The 21,029-nt window shown below is 49.1% G+C and carries 14 protein-coding genes and 1 pseudogene; 9 read left to right on the top strand and 6 right to left on the bottom strand.

Annotation, left to right across the window (positions count from 1 at the left end; translation table 11 throughout):
• Positions 1-23: 23 nt before the first annotated feature.
• Complete coding sequence (locus tag CPY98_RS12120) at positions 24-2,456, bottom strand: formate C-acetyltransferase/glycerol dehydratase family glycyl radical enzyme (RefSeq protein WP_096387885.1); 2,433 nt, start codon at positions 2,454-2,456, stop codon at positions 24-26.
• A gap of 4 nt (positions 2,457-2,460) precedes the next feature.
• Positions 2,461-3,360 carry a glycyl-radical enzyme activating protein gene (locus CPY98_RS12115; protein WP_096387883.1) on the bottom strand — a complete coding sequence of 300 codons (900 nt, stop codon included), beginning with the start codon at positions 3,358-3,360 and terminating at the stop codon, positions 2,461-2,463.
• Between the two features lie 159 nt (positions 3,361-3,519).
• On the opposite strand from CPY98_RS12115, the gene fsa reads away from it, so the two are divergent.
• Positions 3,520-4,185 carry a fructose-6-phosphate aldolase gene (gene fsa / locus CPY98_RS12110; RefSeq protein WP_025797109.1) on the top strand — a complete coding sequence of 222 codons (666 nt, stop codon included), beginning with the start codon at positions 3,520-3,522 and terminating at the stop codon, positions 4,183-4,185.
• A gap of 260 nt (positions 4,186-4,445) precedes the next feature.
• A complete protein-coding gene (kdgT, locus tag CPY98_RS12105; RefSeq protein WP_096387881.1) occupies positions 4,446-5,429 on the top strand; it encodes a 2-keto-3-deoxygluconate transporter in 984 nt (327 codons plus the stop codon).
• 62 nt (positions 5,430-5,491) lie between these two features.
• Here the strand turns inward: kdgT and CPY98_RS12100 are convergent, their stop codons facing one another.
• Positions 5,492-5,797 (bottom strand): YbdD/YjiX family protein, encoded by a 306-nt coding sequence (locus CPY98_RS12100; RefSeq protein ID WP_157743860.1) that lies wholly within the window; start codon positions 5,795-5,797, stop codon positions 5,492-5,494.
• Between the two features lie 25 nt (positions 5,798-5,822).
• On the bottom strand, positions 5,823-7,889 hold the full coding sequence (locus tag CPY98_RS12095) for a carbon starvation CstA family protein (protein WP_046449158.1): 2,067 nt from the start codon (positions 7,887-7,889) through the stop codon (positions 5,823-5,825).
• A gap of 385 nt (positions 7,890-8,274) precedes the next feature.
• On the opposite strand from CPY98_RS12095, the gene CPY98_RS12090 reads away from it, so the two are divergent.
• On the top strand, positions 8,275-9,579 hold the full coding sequence (locus tag CPY98_RS12090) for an NAD(P)/FAD-dependent oxidoreductase (protein ID WP_025797100.1): 1,305 nt from the start codon (positions 8,275-8,277) through the stop codon (positions 9,577-9,579).
• 81 nt (positions 9,580-9,660) lie between these two features.
• Here CPY98_RS12090 and CPY98_RS12085 read toward each other — a convergent pair whose 3' ends face one another.
• Complete coding sequence (locus CPY98_RS12085; RefSeq protein ID WP_096387877.1) at positions 9,661-11,100, bottom strand: DUF1996 domain-containing protein; 1,440 nt, start codon at positions 11,098-11,100, stop codon at positions 9,661-9,663.
• A 470-nt stretch (positions 11,101-11,570) separates the two neighbouring features.
• Here CPY98_RS12085 and CPY98_RS12080 point away from each other — a divergent pair, with 470 nt between their 5' ends.
• From CPY98_RS12080 to tnpA, 3 genes and pseudogenes are all read left to right on the top strand, one after another.
• Positions 11,571-12,110, top strand: a complete 540-nt coding sequence (locus CPY98_RS12080) for a glycine zipper 2TM domain-containing protein (protein ID WP_025797099.1) — start codon at positions 11,571-11,573, stop codon at positions 12,108-12,110.
• Between the two features lie 569 nt (positions 12,111-12,679).
• Positions 12,680-13,114 carry a hypothetical protein gene (locus CPY98_RS12075; RefSeq protein WP_096387875.1) on the top strand — a complete coding sequence of 145 codons (435 nt, stop codon included), beginning with the start codon at positions 12,680-12,682 and terminating at the stop codon, positions 13,112-13,114.
• A 373-nt stretch (positions 13,115-13,487) separates the two neighbouring features.
• Positions 13,488-13,859 (top strand): annotated as a pseudogene (gene tnpA, locus CPY98_RS12070) (IS200/IS605 family transposase); the annotation flags it as partial.
• A gap of 233 nt (positions 13,860-14,092) precedes the next feature.
• On the opposite strand, the gene mfd reads toward tnpA, so the two are convergent.
• Positions 14,093-17,554: a transcription-repair coupling factor gene (mfd, locus tag CPY98_RS12065; RefSeq protein ID WP_096387873.1), complete on the bottom strand. Its 3,462-nt coding sequence runs from the start codon at positions 17,552-17,554 to the stop codon at positions 14,093-14,095.
• Between the two features lie 272 nt (positions 17,555-17,826).
• Between mfd and lolC the strand changes: the two genes are divergently transcribed.
• Genes lolC through lolE form a run of 3 tightly spaced genes read left to right on the top strand, consistent with a single transcriptional unit; the run spans position 17,827 to position 20,988 of the window.
• Positions 17,827-19,026, top strand: coding sequence for a lipoprotein-releasing ABC transporter permease subunit LolC (lolC, locus tag CPY98_RS12060; RefSeq protein ID WP_025797092.1), 1,200 nt, complete (start codon positions 17,827-17,829; stop codon positions 19,024-19,026).
• Complete coding sequence (gene lolD / locus CPY98_RS12055; RefSeq protein WP_025797090.1) at positions 19,019-19,738, top strand: lipoprotein-releasing ABC transporter ATP-binding protein LolD; 720 nt, start codon at positions 19,019-19,021, stop codon at positions 19,736-19,738. Before lolC ends, lolD begins: the two co-directional genes overlap by 8 nt.
• Positions 19,738-20,988 (top strand): lipoprotein-releasing ABC transporter permease subunit LolE, encoded by a 1,251-nt coding sequence (gene lolE, locus CPY98_RS12050; RefSeq protein ID WP_025797088.1) that lies wholly within the window; start codon positions 19,738-19,740, stop codon positions 20,986-20,988. Before lolD ends, lolE begins: the two co-directional genes overlap by 1 nt.
• Positions 20,989-21,029 lie beyond the last annotated feature (41 nt).

Genomic DNA, 21,029 nt, shown 5'->3' with positions numbered 1-21,029 from the left:
AGTTTTGTGCTTAATCGCCTACATCAAAGCGTATGTTCGGTACGCGCGATGATATCATCCTGAGCGTCAGGAGATAAGGCTGTAAAGAACGCTGAGTATCCCGCCACGCGCACCACAAGATCGCGATATCGCTCTGGATGGGCTTTGGCTTCCAGCAGTGTTTCGCGTGAAACGATGTTGTACTGCACGTGCCAGCCTTTATGCACTTCAAAGAAGGTGCGTAGCATCAGCATCAGTTTTTCTCGATCGCGCATATTTTCCAGCGTAGCCGGATTGAGTTTCTGATTCAGCAATACGCCCCCTAAAATTGCGGCGGTGGGGAGTTTGCCTAAAGAGTTAAATACTGCCGTAGGCCCAAGATGATCGGTTCCCGATGCTGGGCTTGCGCCTTCCGCCAGCGGCGTTTTGGCTTTACGTCCATCCGGCGTGGCCTGCGTAGCCGCACCAAACGGCACGTTGGCCGAAATGGATGAGGTTCCCGCATAATAGGTGCCGCCAATCGGACCACGACCAAAACGCGTATTATGGTACTGTTTCAGTTCATCAATATAGGTCTGATAGGCACGAACCAGCAAGTTATCGACGTCATCTTCGTCGTTGCCATATTTAGGTGCATTGTTCATCAATCGCTGGCGCAGCAGTTCACCGCCTAAACCATCAAAATCATTTTCCAGCGCGGCGGCAAGCTGCTGCTGACCGATAATGCCTTGTTCGAACACTAATTTACGTACTGCGGCTAAGCTGTTACCGAGGTTGGCGATACCGACCTGTAGGCCAGAAACCCAGTCATATTTAGCCCCGCCTTGCTTCACGCTTTTGCCTCTTTCGATGCAATCATCAACTAGCGCAGAGCAGATAATGTCATGGGCGTTTTCTTCAAGTACGGTATCCACCACGCATTCAATCTCGATTGATTTGCGGGTGTAGTAACGGATTTGCTCATCCCACGCGTTCATAACCTGATCGAACGTTTCAAAGTTACCTTTAGACAGCGCTAACTCTTGCGGTAAAAATATCTTTTGGCTGGTGGCATCGCGGCCTTGTTCTAATGCGGCAAGCATCACACGGGCGAAGTTGATGAAGCTCATACCGGTGCAGCGATATCCCCATTTTCCGCCGACGGCAGTTTCGATACAGCCAATCGCGGCATAATCATAGGCATCCTGCGGTTCAACGCCCAGTTTAATAAATTCTGGGATCACAATTTCATCGTTATTAAACGCGGGCATGCCAAAGCCACACCGAATGACCTGTACGCAGGCGTCGAGGAAATCATTGCTTATTCCCGCATGGTATCGAACGCTGAGGTTTGGCTGCGTAGAGCGTAAACGTCCGCAGGATTCTAAAACGGTGTAGGACAAGGGATTGACGGCATCCTGTGGCTGACCGTTTACCAGCGTTTGGCCACCGATGGTGACGTTTTGGTAGAGTGGACTACCTGCAGAGGCTTTGGAGTGTGAACCTGAGCGAATTTTATTCACTTCCAACAATTTCAGCCAGCAACCGTGCAATAACTCAATGGCAAATTCACGGCTGATGCTTTGTTGCAGTTCCACATCGCGGCGGTACCATGGATAAAGGTATTGATCGAGACGACCAAATGAAACCGAATGTCCGTTGGATTCAATCTGTAACACCAGTTGCATGAAATAGCAGAGCTGTAGCGCTTGCCAGAACGTTTGCGGTGGCTGATGTGCAATTAGCTCGCAGTTTTCAGCAATACGGCGGAGTTCAGCCTGACGTTCAGGTCGATTCTCTTGCTCAGCCATACTTTTGGCCAGCTCCGCGTAACGTAAAATATGATCGCTAAGGGCGCTTAGGGCGATATCAATCGATTTTAGGAATTGCTCCTTGTGTAAATCTTCCCAGTCGGTGAGGTGTAAACGGCTGCGGCGTTCGTCGACTTTATTTCGCAGCCCGTCGAGTCCTTTTTCCAGCAGCAGGGGGAAATTGACCGCCAGATGGGCATCACCGGAGGTCATATTGCCTTCTGCTTTAATGATACCGGTTGAGAGCAGGGCTTTTTGCTCGTCGGTAAACATGCCGTAGCAGCGATCTTGAACGGTTTGTCCTCGCCACCACGGGCAGATTTTATGTAATACCGCCTTATTCTCTTCTGAGACGGAGAATCCAGCGCCGGGGCGATCTGCCAGCTCGTCGATTTCCTGCTCAATCCAACTGACCGTATATTCAGGAAATATCGGCGCAGCGCGCACTTCACTGGCCTGATTGCCGATGATCAGCTCATCATGCTTAATCCAGATGGTGCGTTGCTGAAGATGATGGGCTAATGCCAGCGCCCTACGCACGGGCAGAGGCTTATCCTGATGCTGCTGGTACATCTCGGTATAGTGCTGTGCGCGTTCAGTGCATACCGGTGGCTTAACGATGTGGATCAGCGCCTCTTTATGCGCGCGAATACGTGGCGACAGCGAAGTCAGATCGAGTTGGGTCATGGCATTATCCTCGTAGCAGAGCCGTAAGACCTTTGCCGCGGGCATATTGCTGCGCAAAGTCCAGTAACTCCGGGTTATCCAATGGTTTATCCGCCGCTAAATAAGGCATATCCAGTAGGCGGTATTTATTGATGCCGAGCGTGTGGTAGGGCAGAAAATGAATTTCTTTAGCGCCGAGATCGTCGGCGGCGAAATCGGTGATTGCGCGAATGGATATTTCATCGGCGTTAAAATCTGGAATGAGAGGGACACGGATCGTCATATTGACGCCGTGTGCGGCGAGGCGACAGAAATTGTCCATCACGCGTTTGGCAGAACCGTCAGTCCATTGTTTAAAGGTGTTGGCGTTAACGTGCTTCAAATCGGCTAGCAAGAGATTCAAAAACTCAAGGCTGGGCTCGATGTTATGCCAAGGCACATGCAGGCAGGATTCAACGGCGGTATGAATTTGGTGATGATGGCTACGCTGCAACAATGCTGCACAGGCTTCGGGCTGCATGAAAGGCTCGCCGCCTGAAAGGGTGATTCCGCCGCCAGTACGCTGATAAAAAGGCAAATCCCGCAACACCGTATCCATCACCTCATCTAGATCCAGCGCTGAACCGCACACGGATAGTGCGCCCGTTGGGCAACATGTTTCCAGACGATCTAAATCGGAATCAGCGATCGCATGACGATCGATCGTTATGCCGCTATTCACGCGCAGAATGGTGTGCGGTGTACACTGTGCGCATAGCTCACATCCTTCCAAGCATAATCTTGCGTCATACAGCACTTCACGGGTACGTGCGCGGCTCTCTGGGTTTTGACACCAACGACATCCTAAAGAGCACCCTTTCAGAAATACTACGGTACGGATCCCTGGCCCATCATGGGTCGAATAGCGCTGCAGGTTAAATAGCATATGAACTCCGAAGGGTATAATTTATGCTCATTTTCTTCTAACGAAGATTAATGCACTTTCGAATGAAAGTTGAATTGATATTGATCAACTGCAAACAGGTTTAATGCTTTATAGTGGGCACAATCAGACGTTGAGCACATTTTCGATAGGGGGAAGTGAATGGAACTGTATCTGGATACGGCCGATGTCATTGCGGTGAAGAGATTAGCGCGCGTTTTACCCTTACAAGGGGTGACAACCAACCCAAGCATTATTGCTAAAGAGGGCAAATCTGTCTGGGAAGTGTTACCAGCCTTGCGGGATGCGCTAGGCGGATCGGGTAAACTTTTTGCGCAGGTGATGGCTAATGATTCGGAACGCATGGTGACAGAAGCCGTTATGCTGACCGAGCGAATTTCTGGCGTGATCGTGAAAATCCCGACCACGGCAGAGGGGCTCGCAGCCATCAAACAACTGAATACAATGAATATCGCCACGCTTGGCACCGCGGTATATGGTGCAGGCCAAGGTTTGCTGGCGGCTATGGCCGGTGCGGCCTACGTTGCTCCCTACGTTAATCGAGTCGATGCGCAGGGCGGTGATGGTATTGGCATGGTGCGAGAATTACACCAATTGCTGAAGATGCATGCCCCAAACTCTCGCGTGCTAGCGGCCAGCTTTAAAACGCCGCGTCAGGCATTGGACTGCATGTTAGCGGGGTGTGAAGCGATCACGCTGCCGGTCGACATTGCAGAACAAATGCTACTAAGCCCAGCGGTGCAGTCTGCGGTTGAGAAATTTGAACAAGATTGGCAGGGTGCGTTTGGTACTAATTTATTGGGATAATGTGTGTTGTCCGCAAAGAACGGCGTCTACGGATGCCGTTTTTTTATGCCTGCTATTTGGCTCAGTGAGAATAATGTGATTATGATCTTAATTTAAAACTAAAGACCGTTAAAAATAAAACAGTGTTTTATTTGTAGGTTTTCGATCACATTTATCATTCTCATAAATGCGTATTGTCCTGCCCACGATGTTATTGGCTGATGTCATCCAGTGCTACTGAGGTGTCAGTTTTTCTTATTTAATGACAGGGTGGGGTTCACATGCATATCAAGCGCGCAATAGAAAAAATACCTGGCGGTATGATGCTGGTTCCGTTATTTATTGGGGCGATTTGCCATACTTTTGCGCCCGATGCGGGCAAATATTTTGGTTCGTTCACTAATGGTCTGATAACCGGAACCGTGCCTATTCTGGCTGTATGGTTTTTCTGTATGGGAGCCTCAATTAAGCTCAGTGCAACGGGCACCGTTCTGCGTAAGTCTGGCACCTTGGTAGTGACTAAGATTGCGGTGGCTTGGGTGGTTGCTGCGATAGCTTCACGCGTTCTCCCGGAAAACGGCGTTGAAATTGGTTTCTTCGCCGGTTTATCCACGCTGGCGCTGGTTGCCGCTATGGATATGACGAACGGCGGACTATATGCATCGATCATGCAGCAATATGGAACCAAAGAAGAATCAGGAGCTTTTGTCTTAATGTCTCTGGAGTCAGGGCCGTTGATGACGATGGTGATTTTAGGTACTGCAGGTATTGCGTCGTTTGAACCTCATGTTTTCGTAGGCGCGGTCTTACCCTTCTTAATCGGCTTTGGTTTGGGGAATCTCGACCCAGAACTGCGTGACTTTTTCAGTAAAGCGGTTCAAACGCTGATTCCGTTCTTCGCTTTCGCATTGGGCAACACCATTGATTTAGGTGTGATTGCGCAAACCGGATTACTGGGTATTCTGCTTGGCGTGGCGGTTATTATTATCACCGGTATTCCGCTTATTTTTGCCGATAAATTGATCGGCGGCGGCGATGGTACGGCAGGTGTCGCGGCGTCCAGTTCGGCAGGCGCGGCGGTAGCAACCCCAGTGCTTATTGCTGAGATGGTGCCTGCGTTCAAACCTATTGCCCCAGCGGCGACGGCGCTGGTGGCAACTTCGGTTATCGTCACCTCAATACTGGTGCCGATCCTGACGGCAATGTGGTCAAAACGAGCAAAAAGTATGTTGGCAATGAAAAGCATACCTCAAGCGGTAAAATAGAATAGATCACCATAAAAAAACCGGCCAACTGGCCGGTTTTGACGTTGACTAGCGTGTGAACCTCAGCATGGACATTTGCCCAATTTCCCGCCCTTGCTTGGGAAACGTGCCTCTAAGCAATAGCGATGGAATTCACGCTCGGTCATGGGCGTATTTTCGGGATGATGCAGCCGCTGGTGGCGTACATAGTTCTGGTAATCCTGCACGCCAACCATCAACCGAAAGCTTTGCGCGGCTCGCCGATACATCAGTTTTGCCCACTGCCATGCCGACGTTGGGTGTGACTCACCCAGCGACAGCGGCAAGCAACGAAGGATAACCATGTTTGGCTGTGCCTGCCTTTTCCACGGCAAACCGCTTTTGATCATCATGTTCGCTTTGATATCAAGATCATCAGCCATGTGATTTTTCCTCACGCAGTGCCGGCGTGGTCTCATGCACCGTCGGCTGGTTGGCATTGAGCGCACGGCGAATAACAAAGAAAGCAGAGATGAGCATGGTGACGGCAACCAACATAAAGAAGCCACACAGCGCGGCGTTGATGTAGTTATTCATCACAATGGTTTCCATATCTTTGATAGTTTTGGCTGGCGCAATCAGGGTGCCTGAATCGATGCCCGCAGAGAAGCGTTTCGCCTGCGCCAAGAAACCAATACTTGGTTTTTCATGGAAAATCTTCTGCCAGCCCGCGGTCATTGAAGTTACAAATAACCAGACCGTTGGCAGAATAGTCACCCATGCGTAGCGCTGTTTTTTCATCTTGAACAGCACGACCGTGCCGAGAATTAACGCCATCGAGGCCAGCATCTGGTTACCGATACCAAACAGCGGCCAGAGCGTGTTGATCCCTCCGAGCGGATCAACCACGCCTTGATAAACGAAGAAGCCCCAGCCAGCAACGGCCACCGTGGTGCCTGCTAAATTACCAAACCATGAGCGGTTGTTGGCTAAGCTTGGAATAGCGACACCCACCAGATCTTGCACCATAAAACGACAGGCGCGCGTACCCGCATCTACGGCGGTCAGGATGAACAATGCCTCAAACAGAATGGCAAAGTGATACCAGAACGCCATCATGGCGCGGCTGTTGAAAACTTCCGTGATGATATGCGCCATGCCAACGGCAAAGGTCGGTGCGCCACCGGCGCGTGACAGAATGGAATTCTCACCTACGTCTTTGGCAATCATGGCAAGCGTTTCAGGGGTAACGACAAAGCCCCAGCTATTAATCACCTGTGAGGCGTTTTCAACCGTAGTGCCAATCAGCGCCGCAGGGGAGTTCATGGCAAAATAGACGCCAGGGTCGATGACCGACGCACAGATCAAGGCCATGATGGCCACGAATGATTCCATCAACATGGCGCCATAGCCGATAAAGCGAATATGGCTTTCACGCTCGATAAGCTTAGGCGTTGTACCGCTGGAAACTAGCGCATGGAAACCAGAAATGGCACCGCAGGCGATAGTAATAAACAAGAATGGGAATAGGCTACCGGAGAATACTGGGCCAGTGCCGTCAATAAAGCGCGTTACCGCTGGCATTTTCATTTCTGGTGCAGCAAAGACAATGCCTACGGCTAAACCGGCAATTACCCCAATTTTCAGGAAGGTCGATAAATAATCGCGCGGCGCTAGCAGCAACCAAACCGGCAGCACAGAGGCAATGAAACCGTAAATGACCAATACCCACGTCAGCGTGGTGCCGTGCAGGGTGAAGAAAGGTCCCCAGTACGGATGCATAGCGATATCGCCGCCGTAGATAATTGCCGCCATCATCAGAACAAAGCCAATAATCGAAACTTCCGCAATTTTCCCCGGACGTAGATAACGCATATAAACGCCCATAAACAGAGCGATAGGGATCGTGGCGGCAATGGTAAACAGTCCCCACGGACTATCCGCTAAGGCCTTAACGACCACCAGAGCCAGAGCGGACAGGATGATAATCATCACGCCTAATGCGCCCAGCATGGTGATGACGCCTGCAAAAGAACCCAACTCTTGTTTCGCCATTTCACCCAGCGAGCGGCCATCACGGCGAGTTGAAATAAAGAGGACTAAAAAGTCCTGTACCGCACCGGCCAGCATAACGCCAACCAAAATCCAAATGGTGCCGGGTAAAAAGCCCATTTGTGCTGCCAAAATGGGCCCGACTAGCGGACCGGCTCCGGCTATCGCCGCAAAGTGATGCCCAAACAGCACCCACTTGTTGGTTGGCACGTAGTCCAAACCATCGTTGTGGCGCTCGGCGGGCGTTAAGCGACGGTCGTCGAGCTCAAACACTTTTTCAGCGATGAACAGACTGTAAAACCTGTAGGCGATGCTGTAACAGGCAATAGCGGCTATCACCAGCCACACCGCATTAATATGTTCACCACGGCTCAGCGCTAGCATGCCAAAAGCATAAGCGCCGATTAACGCCACCAATAGCCAAATCAGGCCGGATCGGACGTTCTTCATTGTACGGCTCCTTCGTATAGGGGGAGAGGTATCGATTTCTTGTTGTAAGAGAGGTTTGGAGACTAGGCTCGCATGGTTAAATAAAGGTTAAAAACTGGGCTTTGTCATGTTGATGACTGGAGTAGGCGATAGAAGTGTGAAGAGCGTCTGATTTGTAATGATTACGTTGAAAAATAACTCAAATTTGTGAGGGGATGATACATATCGCCCAAGGAATAAACATAAAAATTGATGTGCATCAATTTTGGTATGACCAAATGACCTGTCGTGTTATTCTTTCCTTAGAAAATTGAATTAACCTGAGTGAACCATACGTAAAATAAGGGTATTAAATATTTACCGTTAATTAACTATTGGTTTACATTTTTTACCAAGGGAGAAAGCTTTGAGCGCATCTAAGAAAAAAATCGTGATTGTCGGCGGTGGTGCGGGCGGTCTCGAGCTGGCAACCAGTCTGGGCCATAAACTCGGTCGTAAAGACAAAGCGGAAATCATTCTGATTGACCGCAACCATAGCCACTTGTGGAAACCATTGCTGCATGAAGTTGCTACCGGCTCGTTGGATGACGGTGTGGATGCGCTGAGCTATTTGGCTCATGCGCGTAATCATCACTTCACCTTCCAACTGGGGTCGTTGACCAACATCGATCGCGCTGCGCAGCAGCTGACGCTGGCAGACATTCGCGACGAACAGGGGGAAATCCTTGTACCACAGCGTGAACTGTCATACGACATTCTAGTGATGGCGCTGGGCAGCACCTCGAATGATTTCGGTACGCCGGGCGTGAAAGATAACTGCATTTTCTTAGATAACCCGCATCAGGCGCGCCGTTTCCACAACGAAATGCTGAATCTGTTCCTGAAGTTCTCGGCGCAAAAAGATAAAGCCGCGAAGGTGAATATCGCGATTGTGGGGGGCGGAGCGACCGGCGTTGAGCTGTCTGCGGAGCTACACAATGCGGTTAAGCAACTGCACAGCTATGGCTTTGAAGGCCTGAGCAGCGAAGCGTTAAACGTAACGTTGGTGGAAGCCGGCGAACGCATTCTGCCTGCGCTGCCACCACGAATCTCTGGCGCGGCGCACAGCGAACTGACCAAATTAGGCGTGCGTGTTCTGACCAAAACCATGGTCACCAGCGCAGATAAAAATGGCCTCAACACCAAAGATGGTGAATTTATTCCTGCCGATCTGATGGTGTGGGCGGCGGGCATCAAAGCGCCTGATTTCATGAAAGATATTGGCGGTTTAGAAACGAACCGTATTAACCAATTAGTGGTTGAGCCAACGTTGCAAACCACGCGTGACCCGAATATCTTCGCGATTGGCGACTGTGCGTCATGCCCGCAGCCATCCGGTGGGTTTGTTCCTCCGCGCGCTCAGGCTGCGCATCAGATGGCTTCCCGCTGCTACGCCAACATTTTGGCCCAGCTTAAAGGCGGCAACATGAAGCCTTACGTGTATAAAGACCACGGCTCACTGGTTTCTTTGTCTAAATTCAGCACCGTTGGCAGCCTGATGGGTAACCTGATGCGCGGTTCAATGATGGTGGAGGGGCGTATTGCGCGTATGGTTTATATCTCGCTGTACCGCATGCACCAAATCGCGCTGCATGGCTATATCAAGACCGGGCTGATGATGTTGGTGGGGGGCATCAACCGCGTCATTCGCCCGCGCTTGAAACTGCACTAATGCGTTGGTAAGCATATTGTAGAAATTGAAACGGCTCTGATTAGAGCCGTTTTTTTATCTCCGATGATAGGACATAGGGTGTTATGCGCCGCCAGGTTGGGTAGCAACAACGCGTAACTGAGACAGATAAGGCGTCTCCTTGGTGCTAAAACTATAGGTATATCCTGATGTTTTACTGTCCCCAGCTATGCAGAAGGCAATTTCAGTTTGCCCTTTTTGTAGGGCCTTCTGAACCAGAGTTGTAACATCAAACTCACGGTAGGAAACTGCATTATCTAAATACAAAGAGCTCCAGCTTGTCACGTCGCAGGTTGGCCGATTATTCCATGTGACGCTATTTTCATCCCAGTCAGTCGTGGCGGGATAAGCATACATAGTGATGGCATTTGCTGGTGTTGTGAGAATATTGCCAGATAATCTTAATTTATAGCTGAATAGAGCCAGTTGATCAGCGGGATACTGGGTTGGCATCGGGGGGATTTTATATTTTACCAGCGCTATTTTCATCGGATTGCTTAGCGCGTTGTTATTGGATACATCACCTAGCGCTAGCATTTGGGGTTGTGAGCTAAAATTTTTGTCACTGTCAGCTAAGTTACTGACATAGGTATCAGCAATTGGGTCATTGTAGCTGTATGGCATATAGCCTGTGCAATCATAATTATTATTCATGCAACGCTCTGTCATAAATTTCGCTGCATCTGGCGACCAACCATTAACAAAGTCCCCGTGGGCGGTATACATCGTCCCCCATTGATCAATGCGCTGATCGCCATTCATGAATGGATCTAACGATAATTGAACCTGCGATAAATCTAATTTGTCATATCCGTTAATAATATAGGCGACGTTCATATTTATTGTCGGAATATGTTTCGGATAATCTACTGGACAAGAACCATCGTCATTAGAATAAACGGCATTAGGTTTTGCTGGTGAGCCAGAGGGTTTCGCTTTTAATGTATGCCCATCCCAGCAGTTAGGAAATCGAATCCCAATATCAACCTGCAACGTTCCATCAGATGCACGCTGACAGGTACGCTGATCAGTATTGCTATAACCGGAACCATCGTTGCAAAAGAAAGAAATATAAGGGTTTTCGGTTGTTCCTGTATGGTTACCGGCTAATAGTTGCAATCCTTCAGGCAGTGAGGTTAATGGATATTGAGTGCTGTTGACAGTTTGATAATAGACCTTGGTATATTTAGGCGGTGCGATTTGCTGGTTCGGTAATCTCATGGCTGGCGACCAATAGGCAGAGGAGTCTGCGAGAGTGTCGCAGGTTGTTCCAGCAGCTTCACGAAGTGTGACGTAAGTTGAATATGCGTCAGTTTTTTGATTGCCAAAAAAATCATGCCACATGGCCCGACCTGGCATACCAAACATCAGAATTGCATCGTCTCCTAATGTGTGACTGTACGCACAGTTGACGCTGGTCTGATAATTGTCTGCATAAGCGTAAAATGGATTTAATAGCAGTACTGATAGGAACAATAATAACGAAGTGAAATAATGCCTCATTATGTTTCTCCAAGTATTTAATATCGAAAGTCGGGAAGAAAACAATTCCCGTCAAAATTAAGATAGCTTAGTTACTGTATTGGTCTATCATATCTAAAAATAAAATGCTTAATTAAATTTAAAATGTACTTTCTGTTTATGGAATAAAAATTTTTTATTTAAATAAGGCAGTCTAAGCTTTCATAAATATTTGTGTTAGGTGCTGCACAAGTGGCCATATGACGTTAAGGCACTAGCGATACTGACGTAGGCTGGGTAGGAAATGTCTTAAAAATAATGATGAATATCATTTCGTTATGTTGTCTGATTGTTGCAGGGAATATTCCTATGCACACTATCTCCTATAACTTAGGTGAAGCACGCACACCGAGCGAAAGGATGCAAAAGACTTTCGCATCGCGATGAACCCGTGACGTTCATAAACATCGTGTTCATTATTATTGCGTGAGTCTATTCAGGAGGAGTGCCCTGTGAATAAATCAATGTTGGCAGGTGTTGGTATCGGTGTAGCCGCAGCGTTAAGCGTTGCCGCTGTAGCAAGTTTAGACGTGTTTAGTACTGGTCCGCGTTATGCGCAGGTACTCTCAGCAACGCCGATTCATGAGTCAGTGAAGACCCCACGACAGCAGTGCCGCAACGTCACGGTAACGCATCGCCGTCCGGTACAAGACGAGAACCGAATCACAGGTTCTGTATTAGGCGCGGTAGCAGGTGGGGTATTAGGCCATCAGATCGGTAACGGGCGCGGCAAAGATGTGGCGACCGTGGTCGGAGCGTTAGGTGGCGGCTATGCCGGTAATCAGGTTCAAGGCGCAATGCAAAACAATGACACCTATACCAGCACCCAGCAACGCTGTTCTACCGTTTATGACAAATCGCAGAAACTGCTGGGCTACGACGTAACCTACAAAATTGGCGATCAGCAAGGGCGCGTGCGCATGGATAAAGATCCGGGCACCCAGATCCCCGTAGACCGTAACGGCCAATTGGTATTGAACCAAAGCGTGTAAGAGTTTGATAGCGCTAAACCAGTAAGGGAGGCTATGCCTCCCTGTGATTCAAGTATTCCAGCATTATTTACTCCATGTATTAAAACGAACTCGTCAGCATATCATATGGCGCTGAATCTTGAGGTTCTAGCCTAGCCATTCATTTGTGAATTCAAGACGTTCAATAAATATAGCTCATATTGTTTTTTCAGTGAGATGTGAAAAATTTATTCTAAAAATAGTAAGATCGTCATGTCATTCTGGATGACGCTGATTATCTCTGGCTCTATAACCTGAATTCGATTTAATAAACATTAACGATGCTGAAAATAGTATCTCTAATTTTATTAAGTATATATTGGGATAAAAATATAACTTCATTCAACTTATTAACTCGATGTATATATTTATCAATGCTATTTGCACAATGCGATTATTTGTTCTCCTTATGGTTGATTAATATATTAATAAGCTAGTGGTGAGTTGACATTAAATTATCTTATGTTATTTTTGAAAAGCCTTTTTATTGTTCTAAAAATTAAGTGTTTCGTGAAAAATAAATTTAATTGAATCATGTCTAAGAGGTGTTTATGTTTGAAGTATTAGGTTCTGAAATACATGGCGGAAATAACATTCCAAGAAACATTTATATAGGTTATGACCATTGGAATTGTGGCAAAGTCTATTGCCCTGATGGGCAGTTCGTGATGTATGTCAATTTACCAATTACAGGTAGTGATGGTCAGCCTATGAATCATAAAGTAGAAGATTGCACAGGGTTTACAGCAGAACTCCTTGAAGCGCCTTGTGACTCTGCAGGTAATAATCTAATGGACTACTTTAAAATAACTAAAATTACTAACTATAACTGGGTAAATGGGCCGTATTTTGTGCAGGTAGCGATTTTCTGCAAAAGAGAGCCGACACACCGCATTAATACCTCAACCGGTGAGATTATAGATAATGATAGCGATAATCAGTACATTAGCGTTATGCCGATCTCTTATACAATTATTACGGGTTAAGTTGATACTTGCAACTAACCACTAACCACATCCCGTAACTATAAGAAACCTCATCTAAATCACCATGCAGATGAGGTTAATCTAAATAAGAACATTGTTGATGTAACTAATTAATAGCCCTGTTTTCATTGGAAGTGCTTGTTCTTTATGAGACTCAGGCTATCACATCATTAAAAATTGAGTTTTGAACCCCCAACAAAGAATAAGCCTCAAAGAATTTCACGGTTACAAATTGGAGCGTTTTATTTTATTGTCAGCTTTAAACCACTTCATCGGGAGGTGGTGATTGTCCCTGTGAGGCTATATAGCCTGAAGGAAGCCCATGCCAGAAAATTCCAGCCTACTCACCACCAGTAAGAAGGAAATAACTGACATGAGCAGTTATAGAAGTTCAGCACATATATTCTGGCGATGCAAATATCCCTTAGTGTGGATGCCTAAGTATCGCTATAAGATTTTAACAAGGGCAGTAGGTAAAGAGCTTTATCGCTCAGTTTATATACTCTGCAATATGAAAGATTGTGAGGGGCTGGAACTGAATGTGCAATCAGACCATGTTCATCTTGTCGTGATGATCCCACCTAAACTCTCAATTTCAACGCTGATGGGCGTCCTGGAAGGGCGTACAACTATTCGTCTCTACAACAAGTTTCCACATATACGAAAGAAGCTCTGGGGTAATCATTTTTGGGCAAGGGGATATTTTGCAGACAAAGTCGGAGTGAACGAAGAAATTATCAGGCGTTAAGTGAGGCATCAAGATAAGAAAGACCAAGAATACGAACAACAAATGGCATTATTACAGGATCAAAACGTACAAGGCCCCCCTTTCAGGGGGCCCCATTTAAATCCACCTCTTGAAGAGGTGGATTTTTACTTATAGATAAACAACGGCATGCTAAAAATAATGTGGTCTATATAACGTGTATATATTTTCAATAAAACACGGGGCATATATTCATATACCCCGTTTATGATTTAAACCCGATGTTCAGCAAACTGGCTGAGAAGATCGGAAATGAACTCAAGGCGTGCCTTACGTTCGCTGAGATCGATAATAAACTTCAGCTTAGTTGGCCCATCTAAACGGAAGATGTGTGGTTGCTTCTGCAACAGGCCAATGAGGAACATGGGGTCAACGTGGTTTTTATCGCCAAACTCAATGAATCCGCCCTTATCATTACCTTCAATACGACGAATACCGAGTTCCATCGCATCCAGACGCAGCTTGGCGCTGTGCAGTAAATTGCGCGCCGCATCAGGCAGCAGGCCGAAGCGATCGATCAGCTCTACTTTTAGCTCTTCAAGCTGATCGTCATTCTTGGCGCTGGCAATACGTTTGTAGAATGACAAACGGGTACTGACGTCCGGAATATAATCATCCGGTAGCAATACCGGCATGCGGAGCTCGACGTCGGTCTGATTGCTGGTGAGATCTTCTAGCGAAGGCTCGCGTCCCTCTTTAAGCGCATCAACCGCGCTTTCAAGCAGCTCCATATACAGAGAGAAACCAATAGTGGTCATCTGGCCGCTTTGGTCATCGCCCAACAGCTCACCCGCACCGCGAATTTCTAGATCGTGGGTGGCTAGAGCAAAGCCCGCGCCCAAGTCTTCCAGCGATGCGATGGCTTCTAAACGTTTTTGCGCATCGGTCGACATTGCTTTTGGCGGCGGCGTAAGTAGATAAGCATAGGCCTGATGGAAAGAACGGCCCACGCGCCCGCGCAGCTGATGCAGCTGTGCCAAACCAAAATGATCGGCACGTTCAATAATGATGGTATTCGCGCTTGGAATATCGATACCGGTTTCAATAATGGTGGTGCACACCAGAACGTTGAAGCGTTGGTGATGGAAATCATTCATCACGCGTTCAAGCTCGCGTTCGCGCATCTGCCCATGGCCGATGGCAATACGCGCCTCAGGCACCAGTTCGCTCAGCTTCTGTGCTGCTTTTTCAATGTTTTCAACGTCGTTGTACAGATAATAAACCTGACCGCCGCGCGTGACTTCACGCAGGATGGCTTCGCGCACCACTAAGCTGTCATATTCGCGCACAAAAGTTTTTACGGCTAAACGACGCGCTGGTGGCGTGGCAATAATCGACAGATCGCGCATTCCACTCATTGCCATGTTGAGCGTTCGTGGGATCGGCGTCGCGGTCAGCGTGAGAATATCCACGTCGGCGCGCATGGCTTTGATACGTTCTTTCTGTCGAACGCCAAAGCGGTGCTCTTCATCGACGATCAGAAGACCTAAATCACGCCACTGCACATCAGCCTGCAAAAGCTTATGGGTACCAATTAAAATATCGACTTTGCCATCCGCGGCATCTTGCAGCACCTGCGTTTGCTCTTTCGCGCTACGGAAGCGGGAAATCATTTCAATGCGAACCGGCCAGTTGGCGAAACGGTCACGGAAGTTGTCGTAATGCTGTTGAGCCAGCAGGGTGGTTGGTACTAATACCGCCACCTGTTTATTGTTGTGCACCGCGAGGAACGCGGCACGCATCGCCACTTCTGTTTTACCGAAGCCCACGTCGCCGCACACTAAACGGTCCATCGCCAGCGGTTGGCACATATCGCTGAGTACGGCGTTGATCGCCATGCTCTGATCGGGCGTGGTTTCAAACGGGAAGGTTTGGCAGAACATTTGATAGGCTTCGCGATCCTGTTTGAACGCAAAGCCGGGTTTTGCCGCCCGCATGGCATAGATATCCAGCAACTCAGCCGCGACGTCGCGGACTTTTTCAGCGGCTTTTTGGCGGGCTCGGGTCCACGCGTCGCTGCCTAATTTATGTAGCGGAGCGCTTTCATCTGCACCACCAGAGTAACGGCTGAGTAGATACAGCGAGGAAACCGGAACGTACAGTTTGGCGTCACCGGCATAGGTCAGGATCAGGTATTCGCCCTTGATTCCGCCGGCTTCCAGCGTTGTCATACCGCCATAGCGGCCTACGCCGTGCTCCAGATGAACGACCGGCTGGCCGATGCTCAGCTCGGCTAGGTTACGGATCAGCGTATCGGTATTAATAGTTCGGCGGTTGTCTTGGCGACGACGGCTTACGCGTTCACCTAACAGGTCGCTTTCACAGATCAGTGCAAGCTTAAGCTCTGGATTGATAAATCCATGCTCGCACGAGCCCTGCATAATATAAATTTTGCCTGCTTCCGCGTCTTCTATACGGGTAATCAGCTTCGGATTTATTTTGATGCGCGCCAGCAGTTCCAGCATGGTTTCGCGGCGACCTTCACTTTCTACCGAGAAAACAATGGCATCTTTGGTTTGTTCAATGAAGCGCCGCAGAAGATCGAGCGGATTTTTGTTCTGCGCCTGAACCGTGAGCTCTGGCAACGGTTGGTAGCTGAGGTTGGTGTTCGCCGCTTTTTTATCAAGCTTGTCTGTTTTGAGTTGAACACGTGGCCACTGTTTGAGCGAGGAAAACAGTTCATCAACGCGCAGCCAGAGCTTGTCTGGCGTGAGCAGCGGGCGCATCGGGTCAACGCGGCGGTTCTCGTAGCGCTGATTCACATCCAACCAAAATCGATCTGCCGAGGCCTCTAATTCGCCGGTGTTGACTAATAGCGTGTTGCTTGGGAAATAGCTAAACAGCGGCGGTAGCGCTTGGCTGAAGAACAGCGGCTGCCAATATTCTATCCCCGCAGGCCAGATGCCTTTACTGACCTGCTGGTAGATATGTTCGGGATCGCGACGCACCTCAAAGTGTTCGCGCCATTGGCTACGAAACAGCTCGATGGCGGTTTGATCGGTTGGGAACTCGTGCGCCGGGAGTAAGTTGATGGATTCAACTTCATTGAGCGTGCGCTGGGAATCCACGTCAAACACGCGCAGGCTGTCGATTTCATCGTCGAAGAAATCAATACGATAAGGCTCGTCGCTACCCATCGGATAGAGATCGAGCAACGCACCACGGGTGGCAAATTCACCGTGTTCCATCACCTGATCGACGCTGCGATACCCTGCCTGTTCTAATTGGCTGCGAAGTTTATCGCGAGACAACAACTGGCCTTTCTGCATCACCAACGCATGACCATGCAGGAATTCATGCGGGCATACGCGCTGCATCAGCGTGTTGACCGGCAGAATAAAGACGCCGCGTTTCATCGTCGGGAGTTGATATAGGCTAGACAGGCGAGCGGAGATGATGTCCTGATGCGGTGAGAAGCTGTCGTACGGCAGAGTTTCCCAGTCAGACAGGGTGGTCACCATACGCGTCGTGAACTGTTGGATTTCGTCGCGTAGTCGCAGCGCTGATTGAATATCCGAGGTGATCAGCACCACCGGACCCGCATGTTTTTCGGCAATCTGCGCGCATTCTAGCGCACACGCAGATCCAGTGAGCTGACCTAAAAGCCGTACATCGCCAGCTTTGGCCGGGAGCGTATAACGCTCAGGTAACGTGTATTGGTATTGTTCAGGCATAAATCGTTAGTCAGTCTCTGTCGCTCTTTTGGCGCGTAGCCCGATCAGGCACCGCAGTTCTGAGCTTTATTATCCTTTATCACTTCACTTTAGCAACTGCTGAGTGAATGCCTTGTGGTTGAAACGCAAGCTCCTAGGGGGGAATCCATGGTGTCTAGGGCGCTGAAATAGCGACAAAATGAAGTGAAAATGCATTACGTAGTTTTTTTGGGTTTCCTAAATGTTATCATCCACACTCATTTTGCCTTACCAACAGCAACCGAACGGATTTCATGTATCAACCTGTCGCGTTATTCATCGGTCTGCGTTACATGCGCGGACGAGCCTCAGACCGCTTTGGCCGGTTTGTTTCTTGGCTTTCTACTATAGGCATCACGCTCGGCGTTATGGCGTTAGTCACCGTTCTTTCGGTGATGAACGGTTTTGAGCGAGATCTAGAAAATAATATTCTTGGGCTGATGCCGCAGGCATTAGTGACGTCGACGCAAGGGTCGATTAATCCTCAACAGGTTCCAGCCACCCAGTTTGAACATCTGGCCGGTGTTAAAAGTGTTACACCACTGACGACCGGTAATGCGGTGCTGCAAAGCGCGCATAGCGTGGCGGTGGGCGTGATTATTGGCGTAAACCCTGACGAAAAAGATCCGTTGTCGCCATATCTTAATGGCGCGACTCAGCAGGCTTTGCAGCCGGGCCAATACAATGTGATTTTAGGTGACCAACTGGCGGGGCAACTGGGCGTGAAGCGCGGTGAAAAGCTGCGCATTATGGTGCCTAGCGCCAGCCAGTTTACGCCAATGGGACGCATTCCAAGCCAGCGCGTGTTTAACGTGGTGGGCACATTCTCTGCCAATAGCGAAGTCGATCAGTATCAAATGCTGATGAATCAGCAGGATGCTTCCCGCCTGATGCGCTATCCGCTGGGGAATATCACCGGCTGGCGTATTTATATGGATAAGCCGCTGGCGATTGACGCGCTGGTCAGCCAACCGCTAGCGAAAGGCTTGGTATGGAAAGATTGGCGCGAGCGGAAGGGGGAGTTATTCCAAGCCGTTAAGATGGAAAAAAATATGATGGGGCTGCTGCTCAGCCTGATTATCGCCGTCGCCGCGTTTAATATTATTACCTCGTTGAGCCTGCTGGTCATGGAGAAGCAGGGCGAGGTCGCGATTCTGCAAACCCAAGGATTAACCCGTGCACAAATCATGTCGGTGTTCATGGTGCAGGGCGCCAGTGCCGGTATTATCGGCGCTTTGCTTGGCGCCGTCTTGGGCGTGGTGTTTGCCAGCCAAATCAATGTTATTCCAGGGTTAGGCGAAATGTTGGCCGGTGGTAGTCTACCGGTTGATATCAATATTCCGCAGGTGGTGCTGATTGCCGTTGTGGCAATGCTGCTCGCGCTGCTTTCTACGTTATATCCGTCGTGGCGTGCCGCCGCGGTGAATCCTGCTGAGGCTTTACGTTATGAGTAATTCTCCGTCTTTGTATAAAGAACTGTTGCAGTGCAAAGACCTGTGCAAAACCTATCACGAAGGTAAATTGCACACGGACGTATTGCGTAATGTGACCTTTGACATGCAGCCCGGCGAAATGATGGCCATTGTGGGCAGCTCAGGTTCAGGTAAAAGTACGTTGCTGCATCTGCTCGGCGGTCTGGATTCTCCAACTTCCGGCGAGGTGATTTTTAAAGGTCAATCGCTCAACGATATGTCTTCAACCGCCAAGGCTGAACTACGCAATCGTGAACTGGGTTTTATTTACCAATTTCACCATTTACTGCCGGATTTCAGCGCGTTAGAAAACGTGATGATGCCGCTGTTAATTGGCGGCAAAAAAGGTGACGACGCCCAAGGTAAAGCGATGGACATGCTCACCGCTGTTGGATTGGCTAAGCGTAGCCATCACCGTCCATCGGAACTGTCGGGCGGCGAACGTCAGCGCGTGGCGATTGCGCGTGCGTTGGTAAACAACCCCTCGCTGGTCTTGGCGGATGAACCGACCGGTAACCTTGATATGCGCACCGCCGACAGTATTTTCGATCTGTTAGGCGAGCTAAACGTGCGTCAAGGAACGGCTTTCTTGGTGGTGACCCATGATTTGGCGTTGGCGAAACGTTTGAATCGTCAGCTTGAAATGCGCGATGGTCAACTTCAACAAAATGTGACCCTGATGGGGGCGCAATAATGTCGGCTTCACCATTATCTCTGCTGATCGGTCTGCGTTTTAGCCGTGGACGACGCCGTGGCGGCATGGTGTCTCTGATTTCTGTGATTTCTACCGTCGGTATCGCGCTGGGTGTAGCCGTTTTGATCGTCGGCCTGAGTGCCATGAACGGTTTTGAGCGTGAGCTGGATCATCGCATTCTTTCCGTTGTACCTCACGGCGAAATTTATCCGGTAGAGCAGCCGTTTAACGGCTGGCCACAGGTGTTAGAACGCGTTGAAAAAGTGAAAGGTATCGTTGCCGCAGCGCCTTATGTGGAATTTACAGGCCTCATTGAGAGCGGTACTCAGCTGGTGGCGGTACAACTTCGCGGCGTCAATCCAGAGCAAGAAAGCCGCGTAAGCTCGCTGTCGCAATATGTGCAAGGTGATGCGTGGTCAACGTTTAAAGCGGGGGAGCAGCAGGTTATTCTCGGTAAAGGCGTGGCTGATGCACTGCATGTAAAGGTTGGTGATTGGGTGACCGTGATGGTGCCAAACAACGATCCACAGATGAAACTCTTGCAGCCAAAACGCATTCGTCTGCACGTAAGCGGCATTCTGCAATTGAGCGGTATGCTCGATCACAGTTTAGCGATGGTGCCGCTGGCCGATGCTCAGCAGTATCAAGACCTTGGCAACAGCGTTACCGGTATTTCCATTAAAGTGGATGATGTCTTCAACGCTGACAAACTGGTGCGCGATGCGGGTGAGGTCACCAATGCGTATGTTTATATTCGCAGTTGGAAAGGCACCTACGGCTATATGTTCCGTGATATCCAGATGATCCGCGCCATCATGTATCTGGCGATGGTTTTGGTGATCGGCGTGGCGTGTTTCAACATCGTGTCTACGCTGGTTATGGCGGTGAAAGATAAAAGTAGTGATATCGCGGTGCTCAGAACGCTAGGTGCAAAAGACCGGCTGATTCGCGCGATTTTCATCTGGTATGGTTTGCTCGCGGGGATGGTCGGCAGCGTTTGTGGCGTGGTGATCGGCGTAGTGGCATCACTCGAACTGACGAATATATCTAAAGTTATCGAAAAGGTGATCGGACACCGATTGCTGTCGGGCGATATTTATCCGATTGATTTCTTGCCAACCGAGCTGCATTGGATTGACGTGGTGGAAGTGCTGGCCACCGCGATTGTGTTAAGTTTAGTGGCTAGCTGGTATCCCGCTCGCCGTGCAAGCCGCATTGATCCTGCACGAGTGCTAAGCGGCGGTCAGTAACGCGGTAGGCAATAATAAATAACGACTACAATCAACGACGC

This window comes from Hafnia sp. CBA7124 (assembly GCF_002355555.1).
Lineage (GTDB): Bacteria > Pseudomonadota > Gammaproteobacteria > Enterobacterales > Enterobacteriaceae > Hafnia > Hafnia alvei.
Note: the sequence above shows the minus strand (reverse complement) of the source record. Positions and strands in the feature narration are given on the sequence as shown.

Excerpts from the sequence above, each read along its gene's own strand:
- CPY98_RS12120 (WP_096387885.1), bottom strand. The coding sequence starts at position 2,456 with ATGACCCAACTCGATCTGACTTCGCTGTCGCCACGTATTCGCGCGCAT.
- CPY98_RS12115 (WP_096387883.1), bottom strand. The coding sequence starts at position 3,360 with ATGCTATTTAACCTGCAGCGCTATTCGACCCATGATGGGCCAGGGATC.
- fsa (WP_025797109.1), top strand. The coding sequence starts at position 3,520 with ATGGAACTGTATCTGGATACGGCCGATGTCATTGCGGTGAAGAGATTA.
- kdgT (WP_096387881.1), top strand. The coding sequence starts at position 4,446 with ATGCATATCAAGCGCGCAATAGAAAAAATACCTGGCGGTATGATGCTG.
- CPY98_RS12100 (WP_157743860.1), bottom strand. The coding sequence starts at position 5,797 with ATGATCAAAAGCGGTTTGCCGTGGAAAAGGCAGGCACAGCCAAACATG.
- CPY98_RS12095 (WP_046449158.1), bottom strand. The coding sequence starts at position 7,889 with ATGAAGAACGTCCGATCCGGCCTGATTTGGCTATTGGTGGCGTTAATC.
- CPY98_RS12085 (WP_096387877.1), bottom strand. The coding sequence starts at position 11,100 with ATGAGGCATTATTTCACTTCGTTATTATTGTTCCTATCAGTACTGCTA.
- CPY98_RS12075 (WP_096387875.1), top strand. The coding sequence starts at position 12,680 with ATGTTTGAAGTATTAGGTTCTGAAATACATGGCGGAAATAACATTCCA.
- mfd (WP_096387873.1), bottom strand. The coding sequence starts at position 17,554 with ATGCCTGAACAATACCAATACACGTTACCTGAGCGTTATACGCTCCCG.
- lolC (WP_025797092.1), top strand. The coding sequence starts at position 17,827 with ATGTATCAACCTGTCGCGTTATTCATCGGTCTGCGTTACATGCGCGGA.
- lolD (WP_025797090.1), top strand. The coding sequence starts at position 19,019 with ATGAGTAATTCTCCGTCTTTGTATAAAGAACTGTTGCAGTGCAAAGAC.
- lolE (WP_025797088.1), top strand. The coding sequence starts at position 19,738 with ATGTCGGCTTCACCATTATCTCTGCTGATCGGTCTGCGTTTTAGCCGT.